The sequence below is a fragment of the Deinococcus sp. YIM 134068 genome, from assembly GCF_036543075.1.
Classification (GTDB): Bacteria; Deinococcota; Deinococci; order Deinococcales; family Deinococcaceae; genus Deinococcus; species Deinococcus lichenicola.
Window position 1 is genome coordinate 1 of sequence record NZ_JAZHPF010000012.1, and the last position, 18,740, is coordinate 18,740.

Here is an 18,740-nt window from a genome sequence, read left to right on the forward strand (position 1 = left end):
CAGGGTAAGCCTGACCCTGAGCCACTGAGCGGACGAAAACGCCCTCATACTGTACTACAAACAACGCTCGAAGTCGGCTGGCAGCTCGTTTTTCGTTCGCCCTCATAAAATCTGTCAGGCCGTCAGCAGACCAAACTGGATCACCTCACGGCAAAGCCGCAGGCGGCCCTGCTCCGAGAGCCTGAAGGCGATCACCAGGGGGCGCTCGTTCTCCGGCTTGTGCCACATGCCCGTGTTGTAAACGTAGGCCGCTGGGTAGGAAGGTCGCCCAAGTTCGTTGAAGAGGCGCAGCACCTGTTCCTCAATCTTCCTGATACCGAAGCTGTATCCAGCATATTGCAGGGTCAAGGTGTTGGCCGCTCGACCGTTGCGCTCACGAACGATACTGTATTGCCGCGTCAGGTCGGTGAATTCCAGCGTGGGACGAAACGAACGGGCGGGAGCATCATGACCTGCCAGTTGCTGAGCCACCACGGCAAGGTCGATCACCAGACCGATGATGTACTTCTGGCGCTTGAATCGTGTACGAATGATGCCCATGCATTCATCGATCAGGTCCTGTTCATCTGGGGACAGACCGGTGATAGCTGTGCTCGCGAAGTACTGCTCCAGGAAGGCGTCAATCAATTGCTGAGGCTGTTGCGGCATCACCGCAAGTATAGGTAACCGCTGTGGCTGTCAATGTCAGCACCGGACGACAACCTTTGCCGGGTCACGCACCTCTGACTGATCCTCCACAGCTCACGAGCGACGAGCCACAGCCCTACTCCCCGAAGCGTTCCCGCAGATACGCCAACGCCACCGGGTCGAACCTTCCCCCCGGCACCCAGCGTTCCTCCAGGTTCTCGGTGCCGAACAGCGCCCAGGCGGCGGCCTCGCTCTCGGGGTCCCACTCGCCGCCGGGAAGGGACGAGGCGTAGTCCTGCCGGATGAGGAGGGCGCGCAGCCAGCGCCGTCCGTCCTCGTCCAGTTCCTCGGTCGTCTCCGGGCGTCCGAAGAGGAGGTCGTGAATGCCGAGCAGGCGCTCCGCCTCGGCGCAGGGGTCGGCGTGGTCGTCGGCGCGGAGGTTCACCCAGTCGTCGGTGAGGCCGCCGTAGCCGCGCCCCGGCCCGACACACAGCAGCGCCGCCGACTGCCGCCCCCGCCGGTCGCCGCCCGCCGCGTCGCCCGCCCGAAGCGCCCCGAGCAGGCGGTGGGGGAGAGGCCGCCCCGTGCCCGCCTCCCACGCGCCCAGCACCGCGTCCACGACCTCCGGCCCGGTCAGGATGTTGCCCTGAATCGCCACGTCCGGCCCCGCGAAGCCGCCCGCCCAGGCGTGACAGACCGCGCCGCTGTAGGTCACGCTCCGCCCGTCCGCGCCCACGATCCCGAACTGCCGTTGGTGAATGGTCGCGTCCTCCGCCTGAAACTGTGCCGAGACCTCCTCCGGCCCCAGCCCCTCAGCCAGCAGGCGCAGGCCGTCCGGCCCGAAGTTGGGGTTGACGTAACTCTGGGTTGCCACCGCGCCCACACCCGAGCGCGCGAAGGGGACGAGCGCCCCGACCGCCAGGAACTTGCTCGCCACCGCCACGCCGAGGTCTCCGGTGGCCGGGTCGCGGCCCACGATGGAAAAGGTCATGGAGGGGAAGCTATCAGCTCTCAGCGGTCAGCCGTCAGAAGGCGTTTTGCTGATCGCTGAAAGCTGACCGCTGACGGCTCCCATGTTAGCCTCGGCCCCGATGCCCTCCACCTTCCCCGCCGCCGTCACCGAGCGCACGCGCCGTCTCCAGACCCGGCTGTGTGTGGGGCTGGACCCGCGCGCGGACGCTTACCGCGACGTGGCGCACCTGCGGGCGCATACGCTGGACGTGCTGGAGGCGACCGCGCCCCTCGCCGCGTGCGTGAAGCCGCAACTCGCCTTCTTCGAGGCGCTGGGGCTGCCCGGTTTCACGTTGTTAGAGGAGGTCTGCGCGGCGGCGCGCACGCTGGGGCTGCCCGTCATCCTCGACGGCAAGCGCGGGGACATCGGCTCGACGGCAGAGGCCTACGCGCGGGGCTGGCTGACGGGCACGCACGCGGGCGACGCGCTGACGGTCAATCCCTTCCTCGGCTTCGGCACGCTCACGCCCTTCGTGGAGGCGGCCCGCGCGAACGGCGGCGGCGTCTTCGTCCTCGTGAAGACGAGCAATCCCGATCAGGCGGACCTTCAGGGGCAGGGCGTCAGCGAGCGGGTGGCGGTGGAGGTCGCCCGGCTGGGGGCCGGGGAGGAGGGCGAGTACGCGAGCATCGGCGCGGTGGTCGGGGCCACCCACCCGCGCGACCTCGCCACCTTCCGCGCCCTGATGCCCCGCGCGCTGCTGCTGCTGCCCGGCCTGGGCGCGCAGGGAGCCGCCGCCGCCGACCTCGCCCCCGCCTTCCACGCGGGAGGCATGGGGGCGCTGGCGAGCGCGAGCCGGGCGGTTCAGTATGCGGACGGGCTGGACGTGGGGGCGAGTCGGGAGGCGGCGCGGCGGTTGCGGGATGAGCTGAACGGGGCGCTGGGGTAAGTGGTGGTCTACGAGCCTCTGCTTGACGCACAACCTCTGTGTTTTGCTCCTCGCCCTTCTGACGCCTGATACGCATTGCGAATCGGGCAGCGGGGGCATTTTTGCCGTCCGGTAAGAGGACGAGCGTTGCTCGTCACCCCTCTCCCGCAAGGGGAGAGGGAGCAAAAAGCACTTCTGGCACGCTGGCTTTCTCTTGCACATCAGGCGTTTATGGGGGAGGCCGGGTGGGGGGTGGACGCCCCAGGCGGCCCAACACACTCAGGCGTCCTCTACTCCAGCCGCTCGTCCTCCGGGTGGACCGCGAAGACGCCCCCCCACGGTCGGTAGGTGCTGCGGGTGTAGTCGGTGCGGGTGGGGCCGCTGTTCATCCTCACCTGCCGTGTGATCGTCACCCGCATCCCGGAGGCGGGCATGTCCACCCGTTTCGTCTCGCTGGGCTGAAGGTCGGGCGCGGCCAGGAAGCGGGGCGGAGGGGCCAGCCGCCGGTCCCGGACCACGGGGGCCGACACGCTGACCTGACGGTCGGGGGGTGCGCCGAAGAGGTCCACCCGCAACGTCTCCCGCTTCAGGTCCCAAGACACCTGCATCAGCAAAGGCACCCCCGTGTCGTTGCGGAAGCGCAGGTTGAGGGCGGGGGCGTACACCGTCGCCTCGAAGCCGGGCGGGTCGTAGTAGGCGACGCTGTGCGAGTGCGCGTGCCGCTCCACGATGGGCAATCCCGCCTGGTACGCCGCCCGGAAGACGGTGGTGCTGACCTGGCAGATGCCGCCGCCGTCCTCCATGTTGAGTGTGTCGCCCGCGATGACGTAGCCGGGAACGAAGCCCTGCGCGGCGCTGATGGTCCCCACCATCCGGTTGAAGTCGAACACCTCGTCCGGCTCCAGCAGGTGCCCGTGCAGCTTCTCGCCGCCCACGCGGATGTTGTGGACGCGGAAACTGGGGCTGCCCGTGAAGCTCGATTCCCCCGCCGCCCGGTGCGCCACGACCCCCTGCTCCAGCAGCGTCCGCACGCTCTGGGCCGGGGCGGTCAGGCCCACGGGCAGGTCCACCGTCTCCCGCCGTTCCAGCAATGCGGCCAGTAAGGCGCGTTCCGACTCGGCCCGCCGCACCGTCCAGCCCGTCTGCCCCCGCGCCGTCCACCCGCCGTCCTCGTCGCGGAAGACGGCGTTGAGTGGCTGCCGGGCGTCAATTTGCTTATAAACAGATTCCAGCGCGGTCTTGAGGGGTGCGACCGACCGCCCCTCCCGAACCTGCCGCACCTGCTCCGGGCGGAGGATGAGCGCGTACTCCCGCCGCACCTCCACCCGCTCCACCCTCCCTGCCCGCAACTCCGGCTCCGGCGCGACGACCCGCAGCGTGAGCTTCAGCGGGGGTGCCGGACGCACCGGACGCCCCAGCGGCGGCGCGAGGCTCGTGGACCCCACGGCACCCGCCACCCCGGCGAGGAGGAGCAGACGCACCCCTGCGCCGAGTCTAGGCGGCCTGTTCTGGCTGGCAGTTCTGGCGATAGGGGACACCTCCTCTACGGTGGAACGGTGATGTCAGAAAGTATGCGCCTCAACGTCGGAAAGGGGGAACAGGACGTGCGCCCGTTTCCCCCTCTGGTCCCGAACGTCTCGCCTCAGCTCGGCGGCAGCAGCACCGTGTCGATGACGTGGATGATGCCGTTACTCGCTGCGAGGTCGGCCTGGGTCACGGTCGCGTCGTTGATCTGCACCGTGCCGCCGCTGGCGCTGACCGTCAGGCTGCCGCCCTGCGCCGTGGTGGCGCTCGTCAGCCCGGCGACCTGCGTGGACGTGACACGCCCCGGCACGACGTGGTAGAGCAGCACGGCCCGGAGCTGCGCCGGGTTGTTCAGGAGGGCCTGAAGCTGGTCGGCGGGCACTTTGGCAAAGGCCGCGTTCGTCGGCGCGAAGACCGTGAACGGTCCCGGCCCGGAGAGCGTCTGCGTCAGTCCCGCCGCCTGCACCGCCGAGAGCAGGGTGCTGAAGTCGGGGTTGTTCGCCACCGCCGCCGCGATGGTGTTCCCGGTGGGCACGCCTGCCCCGCCTCCTGCCACGGCGGGCGAGGTGAGGAGTAGGGCGGCACTCACGGCCATGATCTGCTTTCTCATACGGTCCTCCTTGCTCGGGGACGAAAGAAACGATCCTGCGCTCAAAACAGCCGTCTGTCACAGAGCCGACTCGGCCCGGTGACACCGGGAACACAACCTCTTCTGTGCTGATTGGGAGCTTAAGTGGCGGCGTAGTCAGGATGCGTATGCCGCCGTACAGTCATTGTCGAGTCAGCACAAGGAATCACGTGAACTTAAGAGCCTGCCCTCTTCCTTTCAAAGTGCTTTCATTTTCAAGGTTCGTCTTCCCCGTGCGCCTCCCGCAACTTGCGCCACCGCTCGGCGATCCGCGCCTCCCAGCCCTCGCCCGTCGGGGCGTAGAGGTCCAGCCGCACGCCGCCCGGCAGGTAGTTCTGGCGGAAGCTGCCCTCCGGATCATCGAAGTAATAGGCGTAGCTCTGCCCGTACCCCTGCGAGCGCATCAGGGCGGTGGGCGCGTTGCGGAGGTGGAGGGGCACGGGGAGCGTCTCGCCCTCGCGCACGGCGTCCAACACCTTCTTCCAAGCGGTATAGACGCTGTTGCTCTTGGGGGCCAGGGCGAGGTACACGACCGCCTGCGCGAGCGCGAGGTCGCCCTCCGGGTGGCCCAGAAACTCCACCGTATCCCGTGCGGCGATGCACAGCCGCAGCGCCTGCGGGTCGGCCAGCCCGATGTCCTCGGCGGCCATGCGGACCACCCGGCGGGCGACGTACAGGGGGTCCGCGCCGCCCTCCAGCAGCCGGGCGAGCCAGTACAGCGAGGCGTCCACGTGCGAGCCGCGCACGCTCTTATGCAGGGCGGAGGTCAGGTTGTAGAAGTCCTCGCCGCCCTTGTCCATTGCGGGGAGGTGACGCCCGAACGCCTCCGTCACGGCCTCTTCCGTCACCGGGTCGGCGAGGGTGGCGGCAATCTCCAGCGTGCCCAGCGCCCGCCGCGCGTCCCCGTCGGCGAGCCGGGCGATCAGGTCGAGTGCCCCCGGCTCGGCGGTCACGCCCGGCAGCCCGCGCGGGTCGGTCAGCGCCCGGTCGAGCAGGCCGCGCAGGTCCTCCCGCGTCAGTGCCTCCAGCACGAGCGTCCGCGCCCGCGACCGGAGCGCCGGGTTGACCTCGAAGCCGGGGTTCTCGGTCGTCGCGCCGATCAGGGTGAGGAGGCCGGATTCGACGTGGGGCAGCAGCGCGTCCTGCTGCGCCTTGTTGAAGCGGTGAATCTCGTCGAGGAAGAGGACCGTGCGCTGGCCCCGGCCCCGCAACCGCTCGGCCTCGGCGACCGCCTCGCGCACGTCCTTCACGCCCGCCGTCACCGCCGAGAGGGGGATGAAGTGCGCCCCGACCTCGCCCGCGATCAGGCGCGCCAGGGTCGTCTTACCCACGCCCGGCGGCCCCCACAGGATGAGTGACCCCAGCCGCCCCGATGCGAGCAGCCGGGTCAGCGGGCGGCCCGGCCCCAGCAGGTGCGTCTGCCCCACGATCTCGGCCAGCGTGCGCGGGCGGAGCCGCTCGGCGAGGGGGGCGGGCGGGTCGAAGAGTGTCACGGGGGCGAGTGTAGCGGGGCGGGGCGTCGGCGTGAGTTGACCCTGTGCCCTTGCCGAGCTGCCCCTACTGCTAGGATGTCGGCACTATGCGGGCCGTCAAATTCACCCTGAAACACTACCTGGACGCGAACGGGTTGACCGCGTACCGGCTGGCCCAGGCGTCGCGCGGGCGGGTCAGCCGTGGCACCGTATACGCGCTGGCACGGGGAAATGCGGTGCGGGTGGACCTGGGCACGCTGGGAGCGGTGATCACCACGCTGGAGGAGTTGACCGGACGTGAAGTCACCCCAGCCGACCTGCTGACGGTGGTCACGGTGCCGGGGCCTGACCGGGAGGCGCGGGCGTGGCTGGGCGGGGACGCCTCCCGGCTGGGCGAGTTCGGGCCGTACGACTGGGGCGAGGCCGATCCCTACACGCTGGGCGAGCCGGTGTGGGTGGGGCCGGACGGTGAACTCCTGATCGGTGGGGAGTGACGGCCCCCGCTCTCACGCTGGGAGCGGTCTTCGTGGCGGACTTCCCGGAGCATGACCCCGGCGGCCACGAGCAGGAAGGGCCGCGCCCCGCCGTGCTGGTCGGGTTGCCCACCAACGCGGGGCGTCCCCGCTTCCCGGTGCTGATGCTGGCCCCCGTCACCACCTTCAGGGAGCAGTCCTGGGTGGCGGCCCCGGACCTCTATCCCGTGCTGAGTGCGGGGTCAGGTGGACTGCGGGTGCCCAGCGTGGTGTTGATCGATCAGACGCGGGCGCTCGACGCCTCGCGGGTGGCCCGTTACCTGGGCGCGCTCACGCCAGAGGAGTACGCCCCCATTCATGCGGCGGTGCGACTCGTGTTCGGCTTGTAGAGCAAGATTCGCTGGTATACACCCGACCGTCCCGAGTCCACGCGAAGGACCTGGGGGAACGACCAGCGGGGTCCGGTCTTCCCCTATCCTCCCCCCATGACCCCGACCGCGCCCGACCCCGCCGAACGCTACGTCCGCCTCGCCCACGCCATTGACGCCCACGTGGAGGGCTTCGTAGACGGTTACGGTGGTCCGCCGGAGTGGGCTGACCGGGCGAGGCGCGACCCCGCCGAGCTGCGCGCCGAGGCACAAGCCCTGCTCGGGGAAGTGGAGGCCGTGGAGGACGACGCGCGCCAAACCTTCCTCACCGTGCAGGCGCGGGCGATGGACACCCTGACGCGGATAGTCGCGGGCGAGGCGCTGCCCTACGAGGACGAGGTGCGCGGCCTGTTCGACATTGAGCCAGAGCGGGCGAACGTGGCCGACCTCGACGCGGCCCTCGCGTCGCTGGACGCGGCGTTGCCGGGGACGGGCACCCTGGAGGAGCGCGAGGAGGCGTTGCGCGCACGGGTCGTCGTGCCGAGGGACGACATTCTGCGGGTGGCCGAACCGATCCTGGCCCACCTCCGCGAGCGGACGCGCGACCGCTTCGGCCTGCCGGACGGCGAGAACTTCACCATCGGTCTCGTCAGCGACAAGCCGTGGGGCGGGTACAACTGGCCGCTCGGCAACCTGCAAAGCCGCATTGATCTGAACACCGATCTGCCCACGCTCCTCCCCAACCTGCCCGACCTGCTCGCCCACGAGGGCTACCCCGGCCACCACACCGAACACGCGACGAAGGAACAGCGGCTCGTGCGGGAGCGCGGCTGGCGGGAACACTCCGTCCAACTCATCAACGCGCCCGAATGCGTGGTCAGCGAGGGCATCGCCACGAACGCCCTGCGCGCCGTCATGGAGCGCGAGGAGGTGGAGGCGTGGCTGACGGGCGACCTCGCGGGGGTGGCGGGGCTGGACCCCGACGACGTGCGCGCCTTCTTGCAGGTGAACCGCGCCCGCGAGGGGCTGAAGGGCGTCAGCGCCACCGCCGCCCTGATGCTGCACGCGGACGGGGCGACCGAGGCCGAGGTCCTCGACTTCCTGCGCCACTACGGCCCGGCGAGCGAGGCCCGCGCCCGCCAGAGCCTGCGCTTCATCTCGCAGCCGACCTTCCGGGCGTACATCTTCACGTACAGCGTGGGCGGCGACCTCGTGCGGGGCGTGCTGGAGCAGGGGGGCACGCCGGGCTTCGCGCGCTTGCTCACCGAACCCGTCACGCCCGGCCAACTCCGCGCCGGGGTGGGAAGCTGAGTGGCATGGACTTCCGGGCACAGATCGAGCAGGCGGGCTTTCCCGAAGGGGTGGAAGTCAGCGTCCTCGGCGAACCGCAGGGGCGCGTCTTCCGCGTGACGGGGCCGGAGGGGCGCGGCTTCGAACTCCTCCTGACCGACGACGCCGTGCGGATGTACGGCGAGGGGCCGAGCGTGGCGACGGTCCTCAAGCGTCTTCACGACCGGGTGGGGGAGGGCCTGCCGCCCGCCCGTTCGCCCGGAGAGTACGAGCGCGAGGTCTTCGTGGGGGACTGAACGAGGTGAGTGGGAAGTGGTCCGTGGTGAATGGGAAGAACCCGGTCTTTTTCTACTGACAACTGACCACTCACCACTTACCGCTTCCCGAACACGTCCGAGAGTGCCGCCCTAGCCGCCCAGCACCCGCTCATCCCGTGGATGCCTCCGCCGGGGGGCGTGGAGCTGGAGCACAGGTACACGCCGGGCGCGGGGGTGCGGTAGGGCGTCGCGGAGGGCAGCGGGCGGGCGAGCAGGCCCCACAGGTCGCCCCGCCCGCCGTTCACGTCGCCGCCCCGGTAGACCGGGCTGAACGCCTCCAGTTGCCGTGCATTCGTCGTCCCCCTCGCCAGCACGAGGTCCCGGAAGCCGGGGGCGGCCCGCTCGATCTGCGCCTCGATGGAGTCGGCGTAGGTGTCGGGCGTGCCCGGCGGCGTGTGGGCGTAGGCCCAGAAGGTGTGATGCCCGGCGGGAGCGCGGGTCGGGTCGAAGAGGGTGTGCTGCGCGGCGAGGACGTAGGGCCGCTCCGGGGCCACGCCGCGCGCCACGCTCGCCTCGGCGCGGGCGATGTCCTCCAGCGTGCCGCCCAGATGCAGGGTGCCCGCCCGCGCGAGGGCCGGGTCACGCCACGGAACGGGGCCGCTCAGCGCGTAATCCAGCTTGAGGAGGCCGGGGCCATAGCGGTAGCGGTGTGTCCAGGCGCGGTAGGAGGGGGAAACTCGATCTCCCAGTAAGTCAAGCAGCACGCCGGGACTGGAATCCACAAGGACCGCGCGGGCAGGCGGCACGTCCCGCATGGAACGCACCTCCACCCCCGTCTCAATCTCCCCGCCGAGGAAGTGGAGGTAGGCGGCGAGGGCGTCCGTGAGACTCTGTGCCCCACCACGCGGAAAGGGCCAGCCGACCGCGTGTGCCAACGTCCCGAGGACCAGCGCCGCCGCGCCCGTGCCCGGTGTGGAGAGGGGTAGGTTCGCGTGTGCCGCGAGGCCCGCCCACGCCGCCCGCGCCTCCGGGGTCCGCAGCAGCCGCGCCGTCAACGCTGCCGGGGGCACGCCCCGCACCCCGAAGCGGGCCAGCGTGAGGGGATGCCGGGGCAGCCGGGGGAGAGGCCGCAGCACGTCGTCCAGCAGGTTCTCCCAATTCATGACCAGCGGTTCGAACAGCGCCCGCCACGCCCACCCGTCCCTTCCAAAGCCCTCCGCCGTCCGCTCCAAATCGCGCTCCACGACCACGCCCGTTCCGTCCGGCATGACGTGGGCGTAGGGCGCGTCCGGCCATACCCACTCCAGCCCGAAGGCGTGGAGCGGCCACTCTCGGAAGGCGGGCGACGCGAAGCCCAGCGGGTGAATCGCGCTGCCCACGTCATGCACGAAGCCCGGCAGGGTGAGGGGGGCGCTGCTCAGCCCGCCGCCGAGTCCCGCGTGCCGCTCCAACACCCGCACCCGCAGCCCCGCCCGCGCGAGCGTGACCGCCGCCGCCAGTCCGTTCGGCCCCGCCCCGACGACGACGGCATCCAACGTGGGGGAAGGGGTCATGGGGAGAGGGTAAGGGGAAGACGCGGGGAGAGAAAGCGGTGAACGGGGCGTTCTGTTCGTCTGCCGGGCGAGGTGTCGAACATGAGACCTCCCGCGAACGCCGCAGAGGGCAGAAAGCAGAAGGCCAACGACAAGAGCCTCGGCCTTCTGCCTTTGACCTTCCCCTCAGCGCTCACGTCCGCAGGAGACCCCCTTGAGTCCGTCTACCCCTCCGGCAGCCAGCGCCGCAGCAGGCGGGGCACCCCCTCCACCGCCACGACCACGAGCAGCGCATACCGCAGCGCCCGCACGAGGCCGAGGTCTCGGACCTCCTGCGGCAGGGCGCTCAACCCGAAGTACACGGCGAAGACGACGAGCAGGCCGACGAGGGCGACGATGAGACGGCCCGTCACATCACCTGGGGGCCGGAAGGTGGGCCGCGCGAACCAGAACCCGGCGAGCATCCCCAGCGCCGCGCCGTACTCGCGTGGGGTGCCCGTCGGCAGGAACGCCGCGAGCAGCAGGACGACGGCGGGAATGAGCCAGCGCATTGCCCCCTCCTGCGGGAAGTGACCCCGCGCCGCCAGCCCCGCGAAGGCCGCCCCGAGCAGCAGGCCCACGATCACGTCGCTGGGGAAGTGGACGTTCAGGACCAGCCGGGAAGCCGAGATCAGGGCGATCAGAAGCAGGGAGCCGATCCACACCCCCCTTCTCCCGATCTGCGCCGCGATCCCGCCCCACAAGGTTGCCGCCATCTGCGCGTGGCCGCTGGGCAGGCCGGGACCGCCCGCCGTCGCCCGCGCCGCCTCGCTCGCCGCGCCGGGGTCGTTCGTGAAGGGGCGCGGCAGGTCCAGCCCGAACTTCAGCGCCGTGTTGACCACGTAGGACAGGGCGAAGGCCACCCCCAGGTCCCGCCCCCCGCGCGGGCGGACGAGCCACATATACAGCGCGAGGGCCACGATGAACACCTCGTCGCGGCCCAGGTTGGTGACGAGCAACCAGAAGGACTCCATGACATGTAGTGTGACAAGGATTTCGTTTAACGGTGCGGGGAGGTCCGGCGTCTACACTGGGGGGCATGACCGTCCAGACCCCCGACGTGAGGCGCGAGGTGCGGCACAACGCCGAACACGCGCTGGAGTTGCGCGGCATCACCAAACGTTTCCCGCTCGTCCTCGCCAACGACGACATCTCGATGGCGGTGCGGTGGGGCAGCGTCCATGCCCTGTGCGGGGAGAACGGCGCGGGCAAGAGCACCCTGATGAAGATCGTCTACGGTGCCCAGCCGCCGACCTCCGGCGAGATCGTGGTGGACGGCGAGGTCGTGAATTTCACCGACCCGGCGCAGGCCATCGCGCGCGGCATCGGCATGGTGTTCCAGCACTTCATGCTCGTGGACACCTTGACCGTCACGGAAAACGTGATCCTGGGGGCCGAGCCGACGGCGGGCACCTCCATCAACTACGCGGCGGCGCGGCGGCGGGTGGCCGAACTCATCAAGCAGTTCAACTTCGACCTCGGGCCGGACGCGCTCGTGGGCGACCTCCCCGTGGGCCTCCAGCAGAAGGTGGAAATCCTCAAGACGCTCTACCGGGGCGCGCGTATCCTGATTCTGGACGAGCCGACCGCCGTGCTGACGCCCTCGGAGACCGACGAGCTGTTCGACTTCCTGAAAAACCAGTACGCCGCGAGCGGCAACGCCGTCATCTTCATCAGCCACAAGCTGCACGAGGTCCTGCACATCAGCGACACGATCAGCGTCATCCGCGACGGCAAGATGATCGGCACCATTCCCTCCCAGGGCGCGACCACCGAAACGCTCGCCAAGATGATGGTCGGACGCGACGTGAGCCTCAAGGTGCAGAAGACGCCCGCCCAGCCGGGGGAGGTCGCCCTCGACGTGCGCGGCGTGACCGTGAAGGGCGAGCACGGCAACGCGGTGGACGGTGTGTCCTTCCAGGTCCGCGCGGGCGAGATCGTCGGCATCGCGGGCGTGGAGGGCAACGGCCAGAGCGAACTCGTGGAGGCGATCACGGGCCTGACGCCGATCAGCGGCGGGGAGATCACCTACCTCGGCAAACAGGCGCGGGGCGTGCGTGAGGTCGAGGCGTCCGGCCTCTCCCATATCCCGGAGGACCGCAACGAGCGCGGGCTGGTGCTGGATATGACGACCGCCGAGAACTACATCCTCGGGGAGCATGACCGCCCCCCCTTCGCCGGGCCGCTGGGCTTTCTCAAGCTCGACGTGATCGCCCAGAACGCCCGCAAACTCAGCGAGCAGTACGACGTGCGCCCCCGCAGCGCCAGCCTCCAGGCGGGCCGCTACTCCGGCGGCAACGCGCAGAAGCTCATCGTGGCGCGTGAGATGAGGAAGGGGCCGAAGATTCTGGTCGCCTCGCAGCCCACGCGCGGGGTGGACATCGGGGCCATCGAGTTCATCCACCGCCAGATCGTCGATGCCCGCGATCAGGGCCTCGCCGTCCTCCTGATCAGCGCCGACCTCGGGGAAGTGATGAACCTCGCCGACCGCATCCTCGTCATGTACGAGGGAAAGGTCGTCGGCGAGGTCGAGGCGAGGAGCGCCACCGAGACGCAACTCGGCCTGCTGATGACGGGCAGCGGCGGTGCGAGCGGGCGCAGCGGCGCGGTGAGCGTGTCTCAGGCCGAGGGCGAACGCTGAGGAAGGGGGAAAAGGAGGGGGGCCGCCTCGCGGGTGGGGCGGCCCCTTCGACTGTTAGGGGTTAGATGCAGTCCACGACCGGGAAGACGTAGGAGGAGTATTGGACGGTGCCCGCGTTCCCCTGGCTATCCACCGTGCGAACCCCGAGGCGCGTGTAACCCTTGATGTCCACGTTGGTCACGGGCGTGACGATGATCGCCTGGGGCTTGACCTTGAGGGGTGCCGTGTACGCCCCGATGGTGAAGAGCAGGGCCGCGTTGCCGCCCGGCGTGCCGCTCACGTCGTAGGTGGCGAGCGACCGGCCCTCCCCGTAATACTGCCCGGAGGCCACCAGATTGATCGCCTGGGTGCCCGCCAGCCAGCTCACGTTGAGTTCCACGTCTGTGTTCGTGTTGTCGCAGATGACGTAGGTGCCCGCGCTCAGGGTAGCGCCCGTGCTCTGGTCCCTGACATCAGTGGCGAGCTGGTACTCGCTGCGGATGCCCCGCGTGTCGTCCACCGACACCCCACCGCAACTCGCCAGCACCGCGCTCAGGCCGACCGCTCCCAACAGCAGTTTGTTCATAAGCCTCACTGTGGCTGTTCAAACTGACCCCGGCGTGATGGGACCTTGAGCGTTCGTGAGGGGAACACAAATACAGCGGGAGGCGGGGAGAAACACACCCCTGCCTCCTGCTTTCCCTACGCGCCTTACACCATCTGCAACGGACTGCTCAGCGCCGCCGCTTCCGGGTTGAAGCGGGGTAATTCGGGCAGGTCTTGGCCCCGCTCGTCCACCAACTTCCCGTACAGCATGTGCGGCGTGGCGTGCTCGATGCGGACCCGGTGGATACCCGCGCCCGTCACTCCTAGAGCTTTGGGGACGACGGTCGGGTGGTTGCCGCGCGTGTGGCCCTCCAAAAATCCGGCGTCGTGGGCGTTGCCGCGCAGCAGCACTTCCTGAAGGGTGCCCACCTTCCCCGCGTTCTTGCGCGCACTCCACTCCTTCTGCTTGACGATCAGGCGTTGGAGGCGTTCGGTCTTCACCTCGCGCGGCAGGTCCTGAAAGTGCCTGTAACTCGGCGTGCCGGGGCGCGGCGAGTAGATGAACATGTACGCGCTGTCGTAGCCCACCTCGTCGTAGAGGCTCAGGGTCTCCCCGAAGTCCTCCTCGGTCTCGCCGGGGAAGCCCACGATGATGTCGGTCGCCAGCACGACGTTCGGCAGGTGCCGCTTGATCTCGGCGATGTGCCCGAGGTACTTCTCGCGCGTGTACTCGCGGGCCATGCGGCGCAGCACCCGGCTGGAGCCACTCTGGACGGGCAGATGCACGAACTCGCATACGGCGGGCGTCTCGGCCATCGCGGCGGCCACGTCCTCCGTGAAGTTCATGGGGTGGCTCGTGGTGAACTTGACGCGCCGCACGCCGGAACGTCCGACCATTCGCAGCAGGTCGGCGAAACTGGGGTATCCGGCCAGCCTCGCCCCCTGGTCCACCCCGTAGGCGTTCACGTTCTGCCCGAGGAGCGTGACCTCCTGCACCCCCGCTTCGAGCTGCATGTCCAGCTCGCGCAGGATGGCGTCGGGGTGACGGCTCACCTGCGGCCCGCGCGTGGTGGGCACGATGCAGTAGGTGCAGTGGTGGTCGCAGCCGCGCATGATCGTGAGGTGCGCTTGCAGCTTCCCGGCGGGCGGCGGCGGGATGTGGTCGTGCAGCTCGTCCTTGAACTGGAGGCCCCAGAACCGCTCGCTCCCCTCCAGCGCCTTGCCGATGTCGAGGAGGCTGCCGGGGCCGAGCAGCACGTCCACCTCGAACTTGCGGGCGATCTGCTGGCCCTCCTCAAGCTGGGCGAGGCAGCCCATCATCCCGACGACGAGGGGGCGCTGCTGCTTTTGCTTGCGCAACTCGCCGAGCAGGCTCCGCACCTTGTCCACCGGCTTGCCGCGCACCGCGCAGGTGTTCACGAGCACGAAGTCGGCCTCGTCCACGCTGCCGACCAGATCAGCGCCGAAGCTGACAAGTTGCGACTCGACGAGGTGCGTGTCGTATTCGTTCATCTGACACCCGTAGGTGATCAGGTGTGCCTTCATGGCTGTACCTTCATGTTCTGCGCCTCCTGGGCCTGACGGAGGGATTCCGGGGCCTCTTCTCCCGCGAGGAGGCCTGAAGCCCTCACCCGCGAACGTTGGAAAGTTTAGCGCGGAGGCTCGGGGTGTAGTAGGAAGGGTCCTCAAAGGGAGTCAGGACAGAATCAGCGGTCGCCCCCTACCGTGGTTCATGCGTCTCCTGGCCCTGTCGTTGGTGTCTCTGCTCGCCGTCGCTCAGGCGACCACCTGGGGCCGCCTCAACCTCGGTTGATCGGCTCGGAGGACAGCCCCTACAGGTTCAAGATCATCCCGCTCAGAGTGACTGTGAACCGCGCGGTTACGTTTGAGGGACGCGGTGAACTCGTCCAACTCCTGCCAGGCGGACAACTCAAGACCCTGTGGAAGAGCAGGCTCCCTGCCTTTCCTCACAAAGTTTTCCTCAGTTCTCAAGGCCACGTCGTCCTGCTGGACACCCATGCGGGAAGCGGGCAGGGCAAGAACGCCCTCGTCATCTATAGTTCACGGGGAGAGTTGATTGCCAACTACGACTTCAACACCGTTGTTCCCGATGTGGATGACCGGAAGCGCTTCTACTACGCCTTGAGCGGGTTTTATCTCTCCAGCGTCTACACGGTGAGGTGGGCGACCTATGCCGGGGTGCCTCACCTCACCCTCCGCGACCGGGACGGCAAGGGGCCGACGATCAACCTCACGACGGGCGAATTCAAAACAGTCTGGAACGGGCAGAGCCGCCGCTGAGACGCACTCTGCCCCCTACAGCTTCAGGTCGCCCCTCTCCGTCACGTCCAGCCCCTGCGCCACCTCACGCGCCGCGCCCTGCCGCTCGCAGTCGAGGTACGTCTGGGCCTGCTTCACCTCGCGGTCGAGGACCCCGATGGTGTCCTTGAAGCGGTCGAGCGCCTGGGTGCGGTAGGTGCTGATGGCGTCGAGCGCCCCGTACACGTCGCGGAAGGCGGCCTGGATGACCTCCGGGTTCACGGTCGCGCTGCCCGCCTGGCGCTGAATCTCGGTGGACTGCTGGCGCAACAGGCTGGCGGTAGAGGCGATCATGTTGCCCGTCGTGTCGTTCAGCGCCGTGACCTGCCCGAGCACCGCCTGCTGGGTGCCCAGCGCCTGCGCCACCATGATCGCGGTTCGCAGGGCGCTCACGGTCGTCGTCGTGGCGCGGTCCACGCCCTTGATGAGTTCGAGGTTGTTGCGCCGCACGAGGTCGAGCGCGAGGTAGCCCTGGATGCTCACCGCGAGTTGCGTCAGGAGGTCGGTCACGCGCTGGCGCACGGCGAACAGCAGTTCCTCGCGCACGACGCGGGCCTTGTCCGGGTCGGTGGCCTCCAGCGTGCCCAGGCGGGCGGTCAGGGCGTCATCCACCGCCTTGCCGACGTGGGCGTACTGCCGGAGCTTCTGCATCGTCTCCCAGAGGTGGACCTTCTCCGTTTCGATGCTGGCGTTGTCGCGCCGCAGCTCGTCCTGCCCCCGGTACAGCGCCTCCAGAATGGCGTTGAGGTGGGTCTGCGCGCTCTGGTAGCGGTCCAGTGCGTTTTGCGCCTTGCGCCCGCCGGGCAGCTTGCCGAAGAAGCCGCGCACGGTCGGCGTGCGGCTGGGGTCGAGGTCCTCCACCGTGCGGCGCAGGTCGGTCAGGCCCTTCAGGATGGAGCTGCCCTCGGCCAGCGCCCCGGCCTTCGTCGCCCGCAGGGGCCGTTCGAGCATCCGGTTGGACACCTGCGCCGCTGACCGCTGCTCGCTGAGGCCGAGGTCATGCACGCTGTCGAGCTTGCGCTTGAAGGTCTCGCCGTGGGTGCCCGCCCGCAGCACGTCCTCCACGAAGGCGCGGGCCATCGTGTCCAGCCGGGCGCGGTCCTCCGGGGAGAGGGGCACCATCTCGGGGGCGTCTCCAGCCGCCACGGGGGACACGGCGGCGGGCGCGGTCATCAGGGACTCGGGGGGCGTGAGGGGATCGGGCTTGGGGTCGCTCATGGGTCACAGTACGGCCCGAAGGTGAGTTGGGTTGCGCCGGGTGAGGCGGTGAGGCGGGCCGCCCCTATACTCCTTGCCATGATCGACGCGGCCCAACTTGACCACCTCGCGCTCCTCGCGCGGCTGGAACTCACGCCAGAGGAGCGTGAGGCCATGCGAGCGGACCTCAACAGCATCCTGGGCTACTTCGAGCAACTTCGCGCTGTGGACACGGACGGCGTGGAGGAGATGCAGCGCCCCGTGGACCTCGTGAACGTGCTGCGCGAGGACGTGCCCGGCGAACGGTTCGGCCCCGAGGTGGTCGCCGCCCTCGCCCCCGAGATGGAAGGCGGCTTCGTGCGCGTGCCCCGAACGGTGGAGCAGGACTGATGCTGGACCTGAAGTTCATCCGCGAGAACGCCGGAACCGTCAAGCACGCCATCGAGGTCAAGGGGATCAACCTCGACCTCGACGAACTGCTGCGCCTCGACCGCGACCTCGTGGCCCTCAAGCAGCGCGTGGAGGCGATGCAGACCGAGCGCAATGCGAACGCCAAGGTCGTGCCGAAGGCCACTCCGCAGGAGCGCCCCGCCCTCATCCAGCGGGGCAAGGACCTGTCCGAAGAGATCAAGGCCCTCGAACCCGCCCTGCGCGCCCACGAGGAACAGCTTCGGCAACTGCTCCTCCGCGTGCCCAACATCCCCCTCCCCTCGGTCCCGGTGGGGAAGGATGACAGCGAAAACGTGGAGCTTCGGCGCGAGGGTACGCCGCCCGCGTTCGCCTTTCCCCCGCTCGATCACGTCGAACTGCTCGAACGGCAGGGCTGGGCCGACCCGGAGCGCGTGGCGCGGGTGAGCGGCAGCCGCTCGTATCTCCTCAAGGGGGACGCGGCATTGCTGGAGATGGCCGTCCTCATGTTCGCGCTTGACTTCCTGCGCGGGCGCGGCCTGACGCCCCTGAGCACCACCGCCCTTGTGCGCCCGGAGACGTTCGTCGGGTCGGGCCACTTCCCCGGCGGCGAGGATCAGGTCTACAAGATCGAGGGCGAGGAGCTGATGCTGGCGGGCACGGCAGAAGTTCCGGTCAACAGCCTGTACGCGGGCGAGCAACTCTCGCTCGATCAGCTCCCGATGGCCTACGCCGCGATCAGCGCCGCCTTCCGCTCGGAGGCCGGGTCGGCGGGGCGGGACGTGCGCGGGCTGATCCGCGTCCACGAGTTCCGCAAGGTCGAGCAGTACGTCCTGTGCCGCGCCGATGAGGCCGAGGGCCTGCGCTGGTTCGGCGTGCTGTTGGAGAACGCCGAGGCGCTGCTGCGAGCGCTGGAGTTGCCTTACCGCGTCGTCCAGAACTGCACGGGCGACATGGGCGCGGGCAAGGTCCTGATGTACGACCTGGAGGCGTGGGTCCCCAGCGAGGAGAAGTACCGCGAGACCCACTCCTGCTCGTACCTGGGCGACTGGCAGGCCCGCCGCACCGGCCTCAGATACCGCGACGAGGCGGGAAAACTCGTGTACGCCCACACCCTGAACAACACGGGCGTCGCCACGCCGCGTATCCTCGTCCCCTTGCTGGAGAACCACCAGCGGGCGGACGGGACGATCCGCGTTCCGGCGGCATTGCGTTCCTACCTCGGCGGGCGCGAGGTGCTGGGCGTGCCGATGCGGTGAGCCGCGACTTCCAGTAAGATCAAGGGGTCCCGCAAGGGACGGGGCGCATGACAACCGGGGAAAGTGCAGAGGGACCAACACCGGACGTGGAAGCGCCCGGATCGTGACTCCGGGCGCTTCAGAAAGGGGGTGGTGGCTGTGGCTAGACACCGCAAGCCTACCAAAAAACCCCGCCGGAAGCCACTGAAGCCTGCTGAAATCGCCGTGATCCTTACGGCGATGGGTGCGGCGCTCAGTGGGCTGGCGGCCCTCATTCAAGCCCTGAGGTAAAGCCCTCTCGCTGCCCCGGTTGCGCCCTTTTCCT

At 69.2% G+C, this 18,740-nt stretch carries 19 protein-coding genes; 9 read left to right on the top strand and 10 right to left on the bottom strand.

Annotated features, from left to right (window positions below; genetic code table 11):
• Positions 1 to 114: 114 nt before the first annotated feature.
• Both V3W47_RS12275 and V3W47_RS12280 read right to left on the bottom strand, forming a co-directional pair.
• Complete coding sequence (locus tag V3W47_RS12275; RefSeq protein ID WP_331825506.1) at positions 115 to 648, bottom strand: hypothetical protein; 534 nt, start codon at positions 646 to 648, stop codon at positions 115 to 117.
• Positions 649 to 763: 115 nt separating this feature from the next.
• Positions 764 to 1,618, bottom strand: a complete 855-nt coding sequence (locus V3W47_RS12280; RefSeq protein WP_331825507.1) for a DUF1028 domain-containing protein — start codon at positions 1,616 to 1,618, stop codon at positions 764 to 766.
• 100 nt (positions 1,619 to 1,718) lie between these two features.
• Here V3W47_RS12280 and pyrF point away from each other — a divergent pair, with 100 nt between their 5' ends.
• Positions 1,719 to 2,525: an orotidine-5'-phosphate decarboxylase gene (pyrF, locus tag V3W47_RS12285; protein ID WP_331825508.1), complete on the top strand. Its 807-nt coding sequence runs from the start codon at positions 1,719 to 1,721 to the stop codon at positions 2,523 to 2,525.
• A 269-nt stretch (positions 2,526 to 2,794) separates the two neighbouring features.
• Here pyrF and V3W47_RS12290 read toward each other — a convergent pair whose 3' ends face one another.
• The 3 genes from V3W47_RS12290 to V3W47_RS12300 form a co-directional block, all read right to left on the bottom strand.
• Positions 2,795 to 3,985, bottom strand: coding sequence for a VanW family protein (locus V3W47_RS12290; RefSeq protein ID WP_331825509.1), 1,191 nt, complete (start codon positions 3,983 to 3,985; stop codon positions 2,795 to 2,797).
• Between the two features lie 161 nt (positions 3,986 to 4,146).
• Positions 4,147 to 4,638, bottom strand: a complete 492-nt coding sequence (locus V3W47_RS12295) for a fasciclin domain-containing protein (protein ID WP_331825510.1) — start codon at positions 4,636 to 4,638, stop codon at positions 4,147 to 4,149.
• 233 nt (positions 4,639 to 4,871) lie between these two features.
• Complete coding sequence (locus tag V3W47_RS12300; protein ID WP_331825511.1) at positions 4,872 to 6,149, bottom strand: replication-associated recombination protein A; 1,278 nt, start codon at positions 6,147 to 6,149, stop codon at positions 4,872 to 4,874.
• Between the two features lie 86 nt (positions 6,150 to 6,235).
• Between V3W47_RS12300 and V3W47_RS12305 the strand changes: the two genes are divergently transcribed.
• The 4 genes from V3W47_RS12305 (at position 6,236) to V3W47_RS12320 (ending at position 8,555) form a co-directional block, all read left to right on the top strand.
• Entirely contained in the window at positions 6,236 to 6,622 is a 387-nt protein-coding gene (locus V3W47_RS12305) for a helix-turn-helix domain-containing protein (RefSeq protein WP_331825512.1), read from the top strand.
• Positions 6,619 to 6,990, top strand: coding sequence for a type II toxin-antitoxin system PemK/MazF family toxin (locus tag V3W47_RS12310; protein WP_331825513.1), 372 nt, complete (start codon positions 6,619 to 6,621; stop codon positions 6,988 to 6,990). Before V3W47_RS12305 ends, V3W47_RS12310 begins: the two co-directional genes overlap by 4 nt.
• 96 nt (positions 6,991 to 7,086) lie before the next feature.
• A complete protein-coding gene (locus V3W47_RS12315; protein WP_331825514.1) occupies positions 7,087 to 8,280 on the top strand; it encodes a DUF885 domain-containing protein in 1,194 nt (397 codons plus the stop codon).
• Between the two features lie 5 nt (positions 8,281 to 8,285).
• On the top strand, positions 8,286 to 8,555 hold the full coding sequence (locus tag V3W47_RS12320; protein ID WP_331825515.1) for a hypothetical protein: 270 nt from the start codon (positions 8,286 to 8,288) through the stop codon (positions 8,553 to 8,555).
• 77 nt (positions 8,556 to 8,632) lie between these two features.
• Here V3W47_RS12320 and V3W47_RS12325 read toward each other — a convergent pair whose 3' ends face one another.
• Positions 8,633 to 10,069 (bottom strand): phytoene desaturase family protein, encoded by a 1,437-nt coding sequence (locus tag V3W47_RS12325; RefSeq protein WP_331825516.1) that lies wholly within the window; start codon positions 10,067 to 10,069, stop codon positions 8,633 to 8,635.
• A gap of 203 nt (positions 10,070 to 10,272) precedes the next feature.
• Positions 10,273 to 11,061: a phosphatase PAP2 family protein gene (locus V3W47_RS12330; protein ID WP_331825517.1), complete on the bottom strand. Its 789-nt coding sequence runs from the start codon at positions 11,059 to 11,061 to the stop codon at positions 10,273 to 10,275.
• Positions 11,062 to 11,126: 65 nt separating this feature from the next.
• Here V3W47_RS12330 and V3W47_RS12335 point away from each other — a divergent pair, with 65 nt between their 5' ends.
• Positions 11,127 to 12,728, top strand: coding sequence for an ABC transporter ATP-binding protein (locus V3W47_RS12335; protein WP_331825518.1), 1,602 nt, complete (start codon positions 11,127 to 11,129; stop codon positions 12,726 to 12,728).
• A 61-nt stretch (positions 12,729 to 12,789) separates the two neighbouring features.
• Here V3W47_RS12335 and V3W47_RS12340 read toward each other — a convergent pair whose 3' ends face one another.
• On the bottom strand, positions 12,790 to 13,293 hold the full coding sequence (locus V3W47_RS12340) for a hypothetical protein (RefSeq protein ID WP_331825519.1): 504 nt from the start codon (positions 13,291 to 13,293) through the stop codon (positions 12,790 to 12,792).
• A 125-nt stretch (positions 13,294 to 13,418) separates the two neighbouring features.
• The gene (gene miaB / locus V3W47_RS12345) at positions 13,419 to 14,798 is read right to left on the bottom strand and encodes a tRNA (N6-isopentenyl adenosine(37)-C2)-methylthiotransferase MiaB (protein ID WP_331825520.1); all 1,380 of its coding nucleotides are present in this window, start codon (positions 14,796 to 14,798) and stop codon (positions 13,419 to 13,421) included.
• Between the two features lie 321 nt (positions 14,799 to 15,119).
• Between miaB and V3W47_RS12350 the strand changes: the two genes are divergently transcribed.
• Positions 15,120 to 15,554 carry a hypothetical protein gene (locus V3W47_RS12350; RefSeq protein WP_331825521.1) on the top strand — a complete coding sequence of 145 codons (435 nt, stop codon included), beginning with the start codon at positions 15,120 to 15,122 and terminating at the stop codon, positions 15,552 to 15,554.
• Between the two features lie 15 nt (positions 15,555 to 15,569).
• On the opposite strand, the gene V3W47_RS12355 is transcribed toward V3W47_RS12350, so the two are convergent.
• Positions 15,570 to 16,790, bottom strand: a complete 1,221-nt coding sequence (locus tag V3W47_RS12355; RefSeq protein ID WP_331825522.1) for a toxic anion resistance protein — start codon at positions 16,788 to 16,790, stop codon at positions 15,570 to 15,572.
• A gap of 78 nt (positions 16,791 to 16,868) precedes the next feature.
• Here V3W47_RS12355 and gatC point away from each other — a divergent pair, with 78 nt between their 5' ends.
• Positions 16,869 to 17,159: an Asp-tRNA(Asn)/Glu-tRNA(Gln) amidotransferase subunit GatC gene (gene gatC / locus V3W47_RS12360; RefSeq protein ID WP_331825523.1), complete on the top strand. Its 291-nt coding sequence runs from the start codon at positions 16,869 to 16,871 to the stop codon at positions 17,157 to 17,159.
• Complete coding sequence (serS, locus tag V3W47_RS12365; RefSeq protein ID WP_331825524.1) at positions 17,159 to 18,436, top strand: serine--tRNA ligase; 1,278 nt, start codon at positions 17,159 to 17,161, stop codon at positions 18,434 to 18,436. The genes gatC and serS overlap by 1 nt, the downstream gene beginning before the upstream one ends.
• Positions 18,437 to 18,740 lie beyond the last annotated feature (304 nt).

Bases quoted from the DNA above. Each gene is read 5' to 3' on its own strand.
- V3W47_RS12275 (WP_331825506.1), bottom strand. From the start codon at position 648: ATGCCGCAACAGCCTCAGCAATTGATTGACGCCTTCCTGGAGCAGTAC.
- V3W47_RS12280 (WP_331825507.1), bottom strand. From the start codon at position 1,618: ATGACCTTTTCCATCGTGGGCCGCGACCCGGCCACCGGAGACCTCGGC.
- pyrF (WP_331825508.1), top strand. From the start codon at position 1,719: ATGCCCTCCACCTTCCCCGCCGCCGTCACCGAGCGCACGCGCCGTCTC.
- V3W47_RS12295 (WP_331825510.1), bottom strand. From the start codon at position 4,638: ATGAGAAAGCAGATCATGGCCGTGAGTGCCGCCCTACTCCTCACCTCG.
- V3W47_RS12305 (WP_331825512.1), top strand. From the start codon at position 6,236: ATGCGGGCCGTCAAATTCACCCTGAAACACTACCTGGACGCGAACGGG.
- V3W47_RS12315 (WP_331825514.1), top strand. From the start codon at position 7,087: ATGACCCCGACCGCGCCCGACCCCGCCGAACGCTACGTCCGCCTCGCC.
- V3W47_RS12320 (WP_331825515.1), top strand. From the start codon at position 8,286: ATGGACTTCCGGGCACAGATCGAGCAGGCGGGCTTTCCCGAAGGGGTG.
- V3W47_RS12325 (WP_331825516.1), bottom strand. From the start codon at position 10,069: ATGACCCCTTCCCCCACGTTGGATGCCGTCGTCGTCGGGGCGGGGCCG.
- V3W47_RS12330 (WP_331825517.1), bottom strand. From the start codon at position 11,061: ATGGAGTCCTTCTGGTTGCTCGTCACCAACCTGGGCCGCGACGAGGTG.
- V3W47_RS12335 (WP_331825518.1), top strand. From the start codon at position 11,127: ATGACCGTCCAGACCCCCGACGTGAGGCGCGAGGTGCGGCACAACGCC.
- V3W47_RS12340 (WP_331825519.1), bottom strand. From the start codon at position 13,293: ATGAACAAACTGCTGTTGGGAGCGGTCGGCCTGAGCGCGGTGCTGGCG.
- miaB (WP_331825520.1), bottom strand. From the start codon at position 14,798: ATGAAGGCACACCTGATCACCTACGGGTGTCAGATGAACGAATACGAC.
- V3W47_RS12355 (WP_331825522.1), bottom strand. From the start codon at position 16,790: ATGAGCGACCCCAAGCCCGATCCCCTCACGCCCCCCGAGTCCCTGATG.
- gatC (WP_331825523.1), top strand. From the start codon at position 16,869: ATGATCGACGCGGCCCAACTTGACCACCTCGCGCTCCTCGCGCGGCTG.
- serS (WP_331825524.1), top strand. From the start codon at position 17,159: ATGCTGGACCTGAAGTTCATCCGCGAGAACGCCGGAACCGTCAAGCAC.